Origin of the sequence: Pseudoalteromonas sp. SR43-3, assembly GCF_014163875.1 — a bacterium.
Lineage (GTDB): Bacteria > Pseudomonadota > Gammaproteobacteria > Enterobacterales > Alteromonadaceae > Pseudoalteromonas > Pseudoalteromonas distincta.
Map to the genome: position 1 here is coordinate 401222 of NZ_JACJEC010000002.1, position 15666 is coordinate 416887.

The window sequence follows — 15666 nt, forward strand, 5'->3', positions numbered from 1 at the left end:
ACACCAAACAAAACAGCCACACTATTGTGTGGCTGTTTATAAAACTAAAATACCAATTGCATTAAAATGGTATAACTGCGTAAATTATTTTACGTTAGCTAGGTAATCTGCAATTGCTTCAAACTCTTCATCAGTTACCGTTGCAACCATTGCTTTCATTGCCATGGTCATACCGTTATTACGTGCACCTGACTTAATATCTTTCATTTGCGCTACTAAGTAGTCTTTGTTTTGACCGTTTAGTTTAGGGTACATACCCATAATTGGTGCTTTACCTTCAGCGCCATGACAAGTTTGACAATTCTTAGCGGTATAAAGTGCAGCGCCATCGGCAGCTGCTGCATTAAACGAGAAGCTTGCGGCTAAAGTAATACCCGCGCCTAATAGTAGTGTTTTCATCTTGCTCATTGTATTTACTCTTCTTTTTTGACGGTTAGAAAAACTGTTCTATTGATTGTAGTAAACAATCAAATAAAAAGCATACGTACGAAACGACGCTAGACGATCAACTTAACCAAAAACCGCTAACTCGTTTCTATCTCACTTTTATATACTTTAGCAAATAAAAATGAGCTTACCCTTAATAACTATTACCACACTATATCATCTGGTACTTCAAAGTCTGCGTATGGGTCATCTTCATCTTTTGGTTTGTTTTCTGGCTCTACATGAAAAACAATATACTTTTCGTCAACTTCAGCCACTTTGCGTGCTGGTTCGTCGTCTAATACGTAAAATTGCCCTTCTAGTACACAAATAGCTAAACGACCGCCCGATAACGCTTTTTGCGTTTTCTCGTTCACGTCGATATTTTTTACTTTGTTTTGATAAGTAAAATTAAATGTGCGCTCACCACGAATAGCATCTTGGTTGTGGTGTTCTAAAATTTGTTTAACACGCGCTTCTTGTTCGCGCTGCTTTAAGCTCACTTGGCGTGTTTGGTTAAGCTCTTCAGCTTTTTTTTGCTGCTCTAGCTTGGTTTGTTGAATATGCTTTTGCAGATCACTTGGGTTGCTAGTAGCCCCTTTCTTTTGCTTTTTTTGTTGCTTACGCTTTTCTGATTTAGCAACTTTAGCATTATGCGATGTTGTTAATCCTGCTTGAAGCAATTGGTCTTGTAATGAACCCATGACTTTGTTCCACTAAAAACTAATATTATCGCTATTTTAATCACCAACGAGTTCAAATAACAGCGCTATCGACATTAATCTAGCAAACTAGTTAAAACAAACCATGATATAGCGCAATGACTATGGTTTTAATTATGAATTAAAAGCAATTTTTAATACAATACCAGACAACCAATCAGCAAATGCACAAGCCATATAATGCGTTTACCTCATCTACTCGTTTGCTCGGTATTTATATTTTTTGTGCTTTATGCACCGCAACCCCTACTTAGCCTTTTTGCGAGCGAATTTAATGTAGCACCTGCGGTAGCTGGCAGCTTAATGACTGCAACTATGCTGCCCTTAGCCATTGCCCCGCTCGTTTATGGTTTATTTTTAGCAAAAATAAATCCACTACTTATATTACGTATTGCAATGGTGCTTTTAGGCCTTAGCTGCTTACTTTTTATTTATGTACCTAGCTTTGAGCTTTTATTATTAGTCAGATTTTTACAGGGTTTAACGCTCCCCGCAGCTTTAACAGCAATGACTAGCTATATAGGCATGAGTTATAGCGCTGATACACTTCAAAAAAATATGACCCTATATATTGGTAGCAGTATAGTTGGTGGTTACTTTGGACGTGTGCTTGCCGCTTTGTTTAGCGACTTATGGAATTGGCAGAGCTTTTATTACGTAATTGCTTTTATGCTTCTTTGCTTAGCTTTGACAGTTAAGCATTCCCGCTTTACAAACCCAGCTAAACAGTCGCAGCTCTCCCCACTCGATTACATTAAACAACTTAAAGAAGGCGCTGTACTTAAAGTTTACGGCGCCGTTTTTTGTATGTTTTTTTGTTTCGCTGCACTGCTTAATTACTTACCGTTTATATTACAAAACACGTTTTTAATTACCAATACTCGTGACATAGGTTTAGTTTACAGTGGTTATTTAATTGGTGCCCTCGCCTCTATTGCTGCACCTTGGTTACTTAAAAAAGTCCCTTCGCCTTGGCATTTATTAACTGCGGTATTTAGTTTTTATAGTGTGAGTATTATTTTATTAATGAGCCATCAGCTTAGCTTATTTTTAATCGCATTTACTTTGTTTTGTGGTGCTATGTTTGTGATTCATTCAACTGCCGCACCGCTCGTTAATAAAATAAGTAAAGCCCCACCAAGTGTAACCAATGGCGGATATGTATCGTTTTATTACAGTGGTGGCGCATTGGGGTCGTTATTACCCGGTGTGGTATACCAACATCATGGGCAAACAGCGTTTATGTTTACGCTGCTTGCGGTTTGCTTATGTGGTTTATCGTTAATTATGTGGGCTTATTTTGAGGGTAAAAATACAACGCGCGGTTGATGCTTTGTGTAACTAAAAAATGTTTCTAAATCAGCTTTACTAAGCAACCATGTTTGGGTGTTTTCAAACGGATGACAATGAAACAAATCACCGTGCCAAATATCTTGGTCAACCCATAAGCTCACTTCGTTTTGCTTATCATTTAAAAGAGCCAACATAGATACACACCCAGGAGCCACTTTTAAATATTTAGCTAGCCGCTCACCTGATGCAAACCCTAAGCGTGAAAGCCCTTGTTGCTTTGATAGTGCCTTTAAGTCGAGCTGCTTATTGTGCGCTGTAATAACTAAAAAGTGTCGCTTGCCTTCGTTATCGCGTAAAAATAGGTTTTTAAGACGAGTACCTGGGCGCTCAATCATAAACTCATCTGCCGCTAAGCTAGTATGTAGCGGCGGATGCTCTATTACATCATAGGTAATATCTAGGTTCGCCAAAAGCTCTGCTAACTTAGTTTTATCAGCCAACATATTACAAACAACGCCCTCTTAGTTGTACACTCAAATCTCGCCATAAAACATCATTAACTTCATGCTTGTTGTCGCAATACTTACGATCTTTTAGCTCTTGATTTAATAATTCAACTGCTTGGTCTTCTAGCTGTAACTTCAGAATGCTCGACTCTTCAAAATGCTCTTTCTCTATATACTGCTTAACCTCACCACGACTTGGTCTCTTATTAGAACCACGGTCAAGGTTAAAGTTTTCACGATGCTTAGCTTTTACCGAAACAACATAAGCAAAAAGCTTATTGCCTTGATCATCTTGCTTTTCGTGAAACTGTTTATTATTTATTTCAAAAGGCGGCTCATCATTTGAGGCACAGCCAGCGAGTAAAACCATAAGCGCTAGAACACATTTTTTCATTGTTTTTTATCGTTTTAGTTTTGAATTAAGCCGAGTCTAACAAAAATTGACGTAAACAGTGAAAATTTACGAAAAAATACTTGACCAAATTTATAAAAAAACTTAAAGTTCGTCCCGCTTGGAACTCAGCAGTCAAGCAGTTACATTATATGTAACTTAGGAATGTGGGGCTATAGCTCAGCTGGGAGAGCGCCTGCCTTGCACGCAGGAGGTCAGCAGTTCGATCCTGCTTAGCTCCACCACTTTCCTACTCCTTTTCAAATTCGCTCTACTCTTCTATTTTTCCACTGTTTTATTATTTTTTGACACCCTAATATTCTAATTTTTCATTCTATATAATTTTAAATTTATCCATTCAACTTGTGTCTTTACAAGTTCTTAGCTATACATAATGTCACACATTAGTACTTTAGGCTTAACATGGACATACCTAAGCGTTCAACGCTAAAAAAGCTAGCTGCAATAGGTTTAACAGCAGGTGCAATAACACATGCGCCTTATGTTTTTGCCAGAAAAAAAGTCACATTAAGAGTGCTTGGTACGCATGTAACACTCCAAGAGGCTATCCGCAAGCAAGCGATGAGTGACTTGGGTATTAATATAGAATTTACTCCCGCAGGCAGCGCTGCTGTTTTGCAAAAGGCATCAATGGACCCTAGCTCCTTTGATTTATACGAACAGTGGTCAGACAGCATTAATGTGCTTTGGGATGCAGGTTCCATTCAGCCAATAGAAAAAAAACGACTCACCTACTTTAACGAGATAAATCCACTTACTAAAACGGGAAAACTAACCGAAACTGCAAGTATTGGTGCAGGTGATGCCCCCTATAAATTATTAAATGTTCAACCCGATGGCACATTAAGCGCACAAGAAAGCGATCATCTTAGCTTTTTACCTTATGTGCATAATGTTGACTCTTTTGGTTACAACACCGACTTTATTAAGCCCGGTATAGCATACGAAACAGAAAGCTGGAGTTGGCTGCTTAATGACGAGAACAGAGGTAAAGTAGCTATTGTAAATGCGCCTACCATTGGATTATTTGACCTAGCCCTAGCAGCACAAAGTAAAGGGCTTATAAAGTTTAACGATATAGGTGCAATGACCCGCCCAGAACTTGATAGGTTGTTTAGTATATTACTCGACTTTAAACGCCAAGGTCACTTTAGTGGCTATTGGAATTCGGTTCCTGAGTCGATTGAATTTATGAGAAGTAAGCGAGCCCATATAGAAAGCATGTTTTCGCCTGCAGTTTCTGCATTAAACAGCCAAAATATTAATGTTCAATTTGCCGCGCCAAAAGAAGGCTACCGAGGCTGGCATGGTGTTATGTGTTTATCGTCACAAATACAAAGTAGCGCAAAAGATGCAGCTTACGATTATATGAATTGGTGGCTTTCAGGCTGGCCTGGTGCATTTATTGCTCGCCAAGGTTATTACATTAGTAACCCGCAGCGCTCTAAACTACTCCTATCTCAGTCTGAATGGGATTACTGGTACGGTGGAAAAGCAACAAATATAGATTTATTAAATACCAATGGCGACGTAGCTGTAAAAGCAGGTGGGCAACGTAATGGCGGTAGTTACCATAAACGCTTTAGTAATGTAGCAGTGTGGAATACAGTTATGCCAACCTATGACTACAGCCTGCAAAAATGGTATGAGTTGATTAGCCGATAATGATAATAAACTCAATTAAATCAAAAATAATATTAGCTCTGTGTTCGCTGATTGGATTACTTCTTTTACAGAGCTATTTGTTTAACTATTCGCAAACGTCTTTACTTAACTTGCAAAAATCGCAACATAACGCGCTTATTCAAAGTGAAGCTGTAACTAACTTAGAAAACGATATTATTTCCCTGCAAGGGCATGCAGTTTCATTTATTGACAATGCAAATGAAAATACGATTACCAAATTTAATTTTTACTTAAATAAGGCAAATCTAAATCTCGAGCAGCTAAAAACAAACACTCAAAACCAGACCCCTGAGTATCAAAACTCACTAATACGCCTTGGCGAGTATTTAAATAATTACCAAGATACATTTGGCCAAGTTGTCGTAAACAGACAAAAACGCGAACACCTTTTCATTACTCAGTTCAAACAACCTATTGATGACTTACAAGTAACAATTAGTGATTTAGAAGGGTCTTCAAACAATGATAATAAAGTTATTTTTAACGATGTTTTACTCACAATAAGTAATTTAAAACATGCAATTATAAGCTACCTCTATAAACCTAATTTTGATGAAGCACAAAATGTAAAACAAAACTTAAATCACTTACATAAAAAACTAACGAGCACCTCTGTAATAAATGAATCCCTCTCCAATAAAAAAACAAGCTTAAAACAAGCTTATAACCAACTTGTATTACTCACCCGTAGCTACACTTTTTCTGTAAATGTAGTGCTTACAGGCATAGAAAACGAATTGCTGTATTTAACTAATGAAATTAAAAATATAGAAAAAAATAAACTAATCAAAACAGAAGAGCTACTAAGTAGCCACTTAACAAAAAATACAGAACAGGCAAATATATTTGCCGTTTTAATTATGTTAATCATTTTATTTTTAAGCTATTTTATTTTTAGATCGGTTATAAAACCAATTACTCAGCTCACTTTATTACTTAAAGATATGAATAGCGAAAAGCCAGTAACTATTTCAAATAACAGCCAAAATCAAACTGAAATAGCATCGGTAATAAAAGCAGCTAACGCTTTATATTTAAAAAATAAGCAAACCAAAGAGCTACTCAATGAAACCCGCGTATTAAATTCCCAAATGGAAGCAATGAATGCCGACCTGACGAGTGCCATGGAGCAAACCGATAAAGCCAATAAAACAAAAATAGATTTTGTAGCCAATATGAGTCATGAACTTCGCACCCCAATGAATGGCATATTAGGTATGTTGCAACTTTTACAAAGCAGCGAGCTTCCCTCAAGGCAAAAACACTACGCAGATAAAGCTTTTTCAAGTGCTCAAAATTTATTGCAGATTTTAAACAATATTCTGGATTTTTCTAAGCTAGAATCGGAAAAAGTTCAGTTAGAGCAAATCCCTTTTACCTTACATACTATAGTTTCTAACGTTCAAAATTTATTCTCAACAAATGCCAAGCAAAAAGGTTTGTTATTAAACTTTACTTTACACGTTGATGCAGGGCTTGAACTTATTGGCGACCCAATGCACTTAAGCCAAATAATAAATAACTGTGTAGGTAACGCAATTAAGTTTACTGAGCATGGTGAAATATCATTAATTATAGAAGCGACATCTCAACACGAAAAAACAATAAACCTTCGCTTTAGTATAAAAGACACGGGTATTGGGATGACTGAAGAGCAATCAAAAATTATATTCCAGTCTTTCTCGCAAGGTGATTCAAGCACAACAAGAAAGTATGGTGGGACCGGTTTAGGACTCACTATAAGCAAACAATTAACTAAATTGCTGGGCGGAGATATACAAGTAAGGAGCACGATTAATCAAGGTAGCGAGTTTTTCTTTACTCTACCCTTTACTTTATCTGAGCAACAAAAGCTTAAAAAACACGCCTTATTAATTAGCCCTGATAATGAGCAAATTAAAAAATTAATGGACTTGCTAAGTGGTATAGACATAACGACAGAAACAACAAAAGAACCATTAAGAGCCATTGCAAAAATGTCTCAGCCTAGTAGCCCATTTAGTATTGTAATAATGTCGATAGAAAAAAAAGAGCTCAACGATAACTTTATTTTACAACAACTGTACGCTCAAAATAAAAACGTTAATGAAAAATTGACACTTATTTTATTAATTACCGATGAAGAGTCTCCAGAACCAATTGCAAAAAATGAAAATATAAACATTATAATTATTGGTAATAAAAATAGTGAAGTAGAAATTTTAAGAGCACTCGCACCAAATAATTTTAAAGAAAAGCAATTAAAGCCTCACCCTAAATTCTCGGGTTTTAATGCATTAGTTGTTGACGACAATAAAATTAATCAAGAAATAGCTTCCGCTCTTTTAGCCAGATTAGATATGACCGTGATCATTGCTGATAATGGACATGATGCATTAGATAAAATAGAGACAAATGACATTGATATTATTTTTATGGATGTTCAAATGCCAGTTATGGGTGGGCTTGAAGCAACAAGCATATTAAGAGAGCGAGGCTACAAAACTCCCATAATTGCCATTACGGCAGCCGCAGATCCTAATGATAAAAAAGCAGCGTTTAGAGCGGGTATGGATGACTTTTTAGTAAAACCGATTATTTTTGATGCGCTTTACGAAAGTATAGAAAAGCATCTGCAAAGTAATGAATCTCTGAGCACTATAAACCTGCCATTAGCAAAAGAAAACCTAGAAAACAATGACGAATTGTTAGCCAAATTATTTACTCAGTTTGTCAACGATTACAATGACTTTTCGATTAAAGCTGATATATTAATCAAAAATGGAGAGTTAGAAAGCTTAATTCGACTAGTACATACACTCAAAGGCTTGGCCGGCACATTAGGCTTTGAGCTACTGCAACAAAGCGCGCAAAGTGTTGAGAAAAGCTTAATAGATAAAAAAATTATTAATTTATCTCATTTTAATGAGCAATTAATACTTACACTTTTTGCTGTAAAACAATTTTTGATAGCTGACAGCTTTAAAAAAGAACATATACAGCAACATGAACTAGAAAACGAAGACTCGGTTATCGATAATATATACTCATTAGCATTAACCGCTCGCCCCGTACCTAGCAGTTTGGTTAGACAGCTAGAAATGAATCAATATGAGAGAAGCCACTCCCTATTTAAGCTCAAAGAAGCAATTGATCATTTTAACTACGCGTTAGTAATTGAGCTTATTGATATGTATAGAAACGATAATAAAAATTAGGCATAACCACTAACCTGAACTAGATTTAATATTGTAAAGAACGCAGAGAAGGACAGATAGTGCATTCAAATTACCTCGCAAACAGTAATGGATTAACCACAGAACAAAAGCATAAACCTTTAATTCTTATTGTTGATGACGAACCTAGTAATTTACACGTATTAGTAGAAGGACTTTTAACTGACTACGATGTACGTATTTCTACTAGTGGTGAGCAGGCTTTGATCTTTATTGAGTCAACTCGGCCTGACTTGATTTTATTAGACATAATGATGCCTGGCATGGACGGCTACGAAGTATGTAATATACTCAAAGCGAAACAAAATACCAAAGGTATCCCCGTCATATTTGTAACAGCGCTTACAGAAGAAGAGTCTGAAGAAAAAGGCTTTGCTATGGGCGCAATTGATTACATACATAAGCCTTATAAACTAGCTCTAGTTAGAGCGCGTATTCGTACACACATTACAGCGCAAGGCATGCTAGACAGGTTAATAGAAAAAAACTTTGACCTGCACGACAAGCTACTTGAAATAGAATCACTAATACAAGAGCTAAGCCAGCGAGAAGAAGAATTAAAAGAACTCTCATCAAAACAAAAATTATTTTATCAAGCCCTAACGGGAACTGCCGATGGTGTTGTTATTACCGATAGTAACGGCAAAATTATTGCGGTAAACCCTTCATTTTGTCGTATAACCGGTTACTGTGAATCAGACTCACTACAAATGCAGTTGCACGATATTAAACAAAATAACCATCCTAGCATTAGCTTTGACCAAGTATGGGAGCATGCGAATCAAGCAGGCTATTGGAGTGGAGAACTTGTAACCAGACGAAAAAATGGCGAACTTTATCCAGAGCTACTAACTCTCAGTTTGGTTAAAGGCGATCAAGATACTAACGTTCACTATATTGGTGTATTCAGTGATATTTCGAGCGTTAAAGTAACCCAAGAAAGAATTCATTACCTTACATGGCATGATGAACTTACAGGTTTACCCAACCGAAATGGGTTTTTAAAGCAGTTAGAGCAACAACTTCAAGTTTGTAGTACCGAAAATAGTTATGCCTATATTTATATTATTGATATAGACAGCTTCCACTCAATCAATGATGGATTAGGCTTACTCGCTGGCGATAATATTTTAAAAGAATTAACTAAACGAATCCATACTCACGTGAGTAAAAAAGATGTTATTGCTCGCTTAGGTAGTGATGAGTTTGCAGTACTGTGTACAGTTGAAAAAGGTGTGGGCAAAGCTAGAGCTCAAGCAATGGCTGAAAATAAAGCCCAAGAGCTACTTGCAAGTGTAAACCATCCATTTGTCGTTGCTGAGCAAGACGTTAGCTTAACAGTAAGTATTGGCACCTATATTTTTCCACGAGAAGATCAATGGGAAAGTGCTATTGAGACTATTCGTAACTGTGAAGCGGCCTGCTACAAGGCAAAAGAGAAAGGCGGCAATAGAGTTACCTTTTTTGATACTTCATTTGGCGAGCAAGCAAAACGCCGTTTTGAAATAGAACAAGATTTACGTAAAGCTATTTCTAATAATGAACTATCGCTATATTTACAATCCCAATTTGATCGAAACCAAACTCTTAAGGGCGCTGAGGTATTATTAAGATGGGAGCACCCTCAAAAAGGCTTTATTAGCCCTGGTGAGTTTATATCTATAGCCGAAGAGTCAGACATAATTTATGATTTAGATTGCTGGGTAACTTCAAATGCACTTGAAATACTAACGCAACTTGGTAAAACCCACCCTGAGTTAAACTTATCAATTAATATAAGTGGCAGGCACTTTCATGAAGCGCGTTTTTTAAACTTTATTAGCCAACAGATAAAGCAACATAACATTAATCCTCAACAACTCACTATTGAGATAATTGAAGGTACGTTACTTAATCATATGGAAGCGGCTATTGAAGCTGTTCACTTTCTCAAGAAGCTAGGTATTAGAGTATCAATTGATGACTTTGGTACTGGATATTCGAGCTTAACCTACCTAAAACAATTACCAATACAAGAACTTAAAATTGATCGTTCTTTTGTTTTAGAGGCTCCTACCGATAGCAACGATAAACTAATTATTGATATGATTGTAAGCTTAGGTCGTTTATTTGAACTCGAGATAGTTGCTGAAGGCGTAGAGAACCAGTCCCACTTTGATTTACTACAGGAGTATCCTGAGGTTATTCTGCAAGGCTATTATTTGCATAGACCAGAACCTGCAAGTGATTGGTTAAAAAAGTTAAAGTAACTGTAGCGTGATTTATAAACTAAAAAGCCGAGCATAAATATGCTCGGCTTTTTATGGACTTAATTTTTGCGGTTACTCGCGAACTTGGCCAACTCCATTAACTAAATACTTTTCTGTCGTTAGTGACTCGAGGCCCATAGGACCGTATGCATGTAGCTTGGAAGTAGCTATTCCAATCTCTGCACCTAGGCCCAATTGTGAGCCATCAGAAAAACGAGACGATGCGTTAACCATTACTACAGAAGCATCAACACTACGTTGGAATAACTCTGCAGCAGCTTCATTTTTAGTACAAATTACTTCTGTATGGTTTGATCCAAACTGTGCAATGTGTTCAACCGCTGCCGTAAAGTTTGGAACAACGCGAATAGCGATTTCTAGGTCTAGATATTCTTCACCAAACTCGTTATCGGCTAACACAGTTGCGTTATCAAAGTATTTAGCTGCAAAGCTGTCAGCATTTATTTTTACACCTTCTTGGCGTAATACAACTGCACACAGATTTAAAAACTCATCTGCCACATCTTGATGCACAACTAAACCTTCTAGTGCATTACAAACACCGGTGCGCTGCGTTTTACCGTTAAGCAGTAAGTTAAGCGCAATTTCTAGGTCGGCATCTTTATCTACATATAGATGACAAACGCCTTTGTAATGCTGAATTACTGGGATCGTACTGTTTTCAGTAACAAAGTTAATTAAACCCTCGCCGCCGCGTGGAATGATTAAATCAATGCTTTCGCGTTGCTGCATCAGTTCCATTAACAGCGCACGGTCTGGATCTGGAATCACTGAAATAAGTGATACCGGTAAGTTGTGCTTCTCAAGTACGCGGTGCATTACACTTGCGATAGCTTGTGAACTTCTAAGTGCTTCTTTGCCGCCACGTAAAATTACGCCATTACCTGATTTAAAACATAATGCACCAGCGTCTGCTGTCACATTCGGGCGTGCTTCGTAAATCATACATACAACACCAAGAGGTACTCGCATTTTGCGAATTTTAATACCATTTGGGCGCTCAGTAATATCACGCAGCTGACCAACAGGATCATCAAGGCTTACGATTACTTCAATACCTTCTGCCATTGCTTCAATACGCTCATCGTTTAACGTTAAGCGGTCGATCATTGAGGCAGCTAAGTTATTGTCGCGTGCTGCGCTTAAATCACTTTCATTTTCTTTTATTATAAATGCTTTTTGCTCTCTTAGTGCCGCTGCCATTTCAACTAGTACTTTGTTTTTAGTCTCGGTATCGAGTAAAGCAAGTGTATGTGCAGCTTTAGCTGCCTGACGTGAAATGTCCGTAATTAAACTCATGACTTCTCCAATAATGCGATATGTTTTTCAGATATAACTGGTCCAATTGAATCCTGCATTTTTTCGCTGAATTCACTCTGTTCGTTGTCTGCAATAAAGTTTAACAAACAGCTACTATAATTTGCGGTCGCTTTAGCTAAACGCGTACCGTCTTCACTACGTACTAAAATGGTATCACCCACGGCAAATTCACCGTGAACTTCCATGATTTCGTCACCACGAATACATCCACTTTCACCTTCAAGAGATTCATCAAATGATCCATCAACAACAACTTCACCTTGCTCATTTGCTGTATGTGTCATCCAATGAATAGAGTCCTGCATCGGTTTTTCGTACGGTAAAAATACACTACCTGGGTTTTCTCCAGCTAGCAGTTTTGTAAATGTTTCTTCTTTAAAGCCATTTATAATATAAGTCGCTATACCATGTGACGTTGCTTTTTCTGCCGCTTCTATTTTAGTTTTCATACCACCAGTACCTACCGCACTTGTAGCACATCCTGCCATAGCATAAATAGATTCATCAATTGATTTTATTTCAGGCAGTAACACCGCATCATCATGCAAGTTAGGGTTTTTATCATATAGCCCGTCAACATCTGAGAATATTAATAAAGCATCGGCGTCGGCAGCTGCTGCAACCATTGCTGATAAGTTATCGTTATCACCCACTCTTAAGTCGTCGGTAGTTACAGCATCGTTTTCATTAATGATAGGAAGAACACCATGCTCAAGTAAAGTAAACACTGTCTCACGAATACTTTGGTAACGCTCGCGATCACGTAAATCACCGTGCGTTAATAATAGCTGCGCAGATGGAAAGTCAAAAAAGCGGTCCCACATGGCAATCATTTCTGTTTGACCTGCTGCCGCCATTGCTTTTTTCATTACCACAGAGCGTGGTTTGTCTGATGGGAATAAATGCGCGCCAGCAGCTACAGAACCCGATGATACTAAAATCACCTCGATTCCACGGGCACGACAACGAACAATGAACTGTGCGATGGTTAATATGTAACGCGAACGGCAGCCATCTTGATCTGGTGCAATTAATGCACTACCTACTTTAAGTACGATACGTCGCCAATTTAACTTTTGCATAAATGCTCAACTTTCCATTTTATCTGCGCTCACCTTAATTAGACGAGCTAAAACTAAGTAGCTAGGTTTAAAACATAGCTTCGAATTTGTCTTTCATTTAGGCAACACTTTTTTACACACACGCGAAAACCATATCTAAAACAATAAGCTTAGATTTAAGGTTAAGTATAAAGTAGCAACAACCCAATAATATCGAGCAGCACTAATCAAAAAATTTAAAAGTGTTGTTTATGCATCGCTGTAAAAAGCTATGTGTGGCTTTTTTATTAACAACATACATAGAGCCTCTAAAGTCTGATACACCAACAGATAGGGTGAAGACCAAAGGACCGAGATTTAACCGCCACGATGGGGGTTAAACATTGAAAGTAATAGTTCAACTCAAACCTTTATTTACTTAAATAATTAAATAAACTTGTTTAGCAAAACCATACCAAGAGTTCGGCAAATGAAATTATGTAGTGTTCGAATACTAGTAACACCACTAATGCATGATTATAAAGATTAAAAATGACGTTAAGATTAACAAACCACTTTTACTTCCAATAAACTTCATTAGATAACTAATTATTAGAACACGAAGCATATTACACTAAATACCCCTTAAAAATCAAGGTTAAAATTCGAGCGAAGCTAATTCCTCCTCGTTTGTGGTGTTAGATTGTTATTAAAATTCAACCAATTAAACAATTAATACAGCCTAAAATAAGGCGGCTTAACACGCGCAAAATAATTTAAGCCTACTAATCTTCTATAAGCAGCTAAAATTGATTAGTAATATTTTAATTTCCCGTGTATACCCCTGTATTAATAATTAACAAAAGTTATACTTTCTAAACAAACCGTCATAAATAAGGAATTCTTAATCTATGTCAGCAATTTACATAGCCGGTATCGCACTTTGCTCTGTGCTTGCCCAATGGGTCGCGTGGGCTTTTAGAGTGCCCGCTATTCTTTTCTTATTGCTTACTGGTCTTTTACTTGGGCCATTTAGTGGTGTTTTAGACCCTGATGCATTGTTAGGTGATTTACTGTTTCCAGTTGTATCACTAAGTGTTGCCATCATTTTATTTGAAGGATCCTTAACTCTGCATTTCAGAGAGCTAAAAGGAATCGGAAAAGTTGTAAGAAACCTTTGCTCCATCGGCATGCTTACTACCTGTATTATTATTAGCCTCAGCGCCTATTGGTTGCTTGAACTTAATTGGCGTGTAGCTGCGGTATTAGGTGCAGTGCTAGTTGTAACAGGCCCTACTGTTATAGCACCGCTATTAAACTCAATGCGCCCAACACAAGACATTGACCGCATACTTCGATGGGAAGGTATTGTAATAGACCCGATCGGCGCATTATTCGCTGTATTAGTATTTGAAGCCGTAATGCTGGTAGGCCAAGGCGAAGTATTTAGCCACACTATTATTGCTTTAGTTAAAACCCTAGGTGTTGGATTAAGTATTGGTGTTGCTGCTGGTTGGTTAACAACACTATTAATGCGCCGCGAGTGGCTACCATTTGAATTACATAAGTTTGGTATATTGGCATTAGTACTCATTAGTTTTTCTGTATCAAACTATTTAAGCCATGAATCAGGCCTATTAGCAGTGACTGTATTTGGTATTTGGCTTGCTAACCAAGACGATTTAGAAATAGATTCTGTACTTGAGTTCAAAGAAGACTTGTCGATGATATTAATATCAACGCTGTTTATTTTACTTGCAGCACGCTTACAGCTCTCTGATTTAATGATGCTCGACAGCGATGTATTTATATTTTTAGCTATCGTGCTTTTTGTTGCTCGGCCACTGTGTATTGCTATTTCGACCTTTGGTACTGACTTACCAATGAAGTCTCGTTTGGTACTTGCCTGGATAGCTCCACGCGGTATAGTCGCCGCAGCCGTTGGGTCAGTATTTGCGCTTAGCATGATGGAGTCTGGTGTTGCGGATGCTGAAAAAATGGTACCTCTTATATTTACAGTAATTATAATTACCGTTGTACTACAGAGCTTAACCGCCATTCCTGTCGCCAAGCTATTAGGTGTACGCCAGCCATCGCCAAATACAATATTAATTATTGGTGCAAACCATGTATCGCGTGCAATCGGCCGAGGCTTACAAGAGCAAAACATTCCGGTTCACCTGTCAGATCCTGCATGGGAAAACTGCAGAATGGCACGTATGGATGGTTTAGCTTGTTATTATGGTAACCCGCAATCAGAGCATGCTGAACGCTACTTACCTCTAACAACGATTCGTAGTGTATTAGCATTATCGCCAAATCGTCATCATAATGCGTTAGGTGTTCAATACTTTTCGCATTTACTTAATGAGAAAAATGTATTTTCGCTACGCTCATCAACGTCGCATGCAAAAGCAAATAAAGACAGCGCAACGTTTTTATCTAGACAAATACTGTTTGGAGACGAAGGCTCGTATGCACGTTTAAGCAGTATTATAGCTAAAGGCGGTAAGGTTAGTTCAACACGTATCTCGGATGAGTTTAGCTGGGAACAATACTTAGAAATGAACCCTGAGGCTATCCCTTTATTTATTCTCAAAGGTGATAAAGACAGTGATGACGATACACCTATTAAGCTAAGACCGTTTACAATCAACATGGAAAAACCGCCGCAAGAAGGCGAACGCGTTGTTGCTTTACAGCCGCCTAAAATGTCAGTTTTAAAAGACCCGCAAACAAAGGCTAAAGAAGACAGTTAAATACTTTTACAAACTGT

General features: G+C 37.6%; 11 protein-coding genes and 1 tRNA gene. 6 read left to right on the plus strand and 6 right to left on the minus strand.

What is annotated here, in order from left to right:
- Window positions 1–84: 84 nt before the first annotated feature.
- Both H5088_RS04185 and H5088_RS04190 read right to left on the minus strand, forming a co-directional pair.
- The gene (locus H5088_RS04185; protein WP_002957866.1) at window positions 85–408 is read right to left on the minus strand and encodes a c-type cytochrome; all 324 of its coding nucleotides are present in this window, start codon (window positions 406–408) and stop codon (window positions 85–87) included.
- Window positions 409–590: 182 nt separating this feature from the next.
- The gene (locus H5088_RS04190; RefSeq protein WP_002957867.1) at window positions 591–1130 is read right to left on the minus strand and encodes a DUF2058 domain-containing protein; all 540 of its coding nucleotides are present in this window, start codon (window positions 1128–1130) and stop codon (window positions 591–593) included.
- 198 nt (window positions 1131–1328) lie between these two features.
- Between H5088_RS04190 and H5088_RS04195 the strand changes: the two genes are divergently transcribed.
- On the plus strand, window positions 1329–2477 hold the full coding sequence (locus tag H5088_RS04195) for an MFS transporter (RefSeq protein WP_165723902.1): 1149 nt from the start codon (window positions 1329–1331) through the stop codon (window positions 2475–2477).
- Here the strand turns inward: H5088_RS04195 and H5088_RS04200 are convergent.
- Window positions 2444–2944: a prolyl-tRNA synthetase associated domain-containing protein gene (locus H5088_RS04200; protein ID WP_182752252.1), complete on the minus strand. Its 501-nt coding sequence runs from the start codon at window positions 2942–2944 to the stop codon at window positions 2444–2446. The genes H5088_RS04195 and H5088_RS04200 overlap by 34 nt on opposite strands.
- A gap of 1 nt (window position 2945) precedes the next feature.
- Window positions 2946–3341, minus strand: coding sequence for a hypothetical protein (locus tag H5088_RS04205; protein ID WP_182694033.1), 396 nt, complete (start codon window positions 3339–3341; stop codon window positions 2946–2948).
- Window positions 3342–3507: 166 nt separating this feature from the next.
- On the opposite strand from H5088_RS04205, the gene H5088_RS04210 reads away from it, so the two are divergent.
- From H5088_RS04210 to H5088_RS04225, 4 genes are all read left to right on the plus strand, one after another.
- Window positions 3508–3583: transfer RNA gene (locus tag H5088_RS04210), tRNA-Ala, on the plus strand.
- Between the two features lie 178 nt (window positions 3584–3761).
- Window positions 3762–5024 carry a PotD/PotF family extracellular solute-binding protein gene (locus H5088_RS04215; protein ID WP_182752253.1) on the plus strand — a complete coding sequence of 421 codons (1263 nt, stop codon included), beginning with the start codon at window positions 3762–3764 and terminating at the stop codon, window positions 5022–5024.
- Entirely contained in the window at window positions 5024–8242 is a 3219-nt protein-coding gene (locus H5088_RS04220; protein WP_182752254.1) for an ATP-binding protein, read from the plus strand. Before H5088_RS04215 ends, H5088_RS04220 begins: the two co-directional genes overlap by 1 nt.
- 59 nt (window positions 8243–8301) lie before the next feature.
- A complete protein-coding gene (locus H5088_RS04225; RefSeq protein WP_182752255.1) occupies window positions 8302–10509 on the plus strand; it encodes an EAL domain-containing protein in 2208 nt (735 codons plus the stop codon).
- Window positions 10510–10581: 72 nt separating this feature from the next.
- Here the strand turns inward: H5088_RS04225 and H5088_RS04230 are convergent, their stop codons facing one another.
- Window positions 10582–11829, minus strand: coding sequence for a glutamate-5-semialdehyde dehydrogenase (locus H5088_RS04230; RefSeq protein ID WP_182752256.1), 1248 nt, complete (start codon window positions 11827–11829; stop codon window positions 10582–10584).
- Window positions 11826–12932 (minus strand): glutamate 5-kinase, encoded by a 1107-nt coding sequence (gene proB / locus H5088_RS04235; protein WP_002957876.1) that lies wholly within the window; start codon window positions 12930–12932, stop codon window positions 11826–11828. The genes H5088_RS04230 and proB overlap by 4 nt, the downstream gene beginning before the upstream one ends.
- Window positions 12933–13801: 869 nt before the next feature.
- Here proB and H5088_RS04240 point away from each other — a divergent pair.
- Window positions 13802–15649, plus strand: a complete 1848-nt coding sequence (locus H5088_RS04240) for a sodium:proton antiporter (protein WP_002957877.1) — start codon at window positions 13802–13804, stop codon at window positions 15647–15649.
- The last annotated feature ends 17 nt before the right edge of the window (window positions 15650–15666 follow it).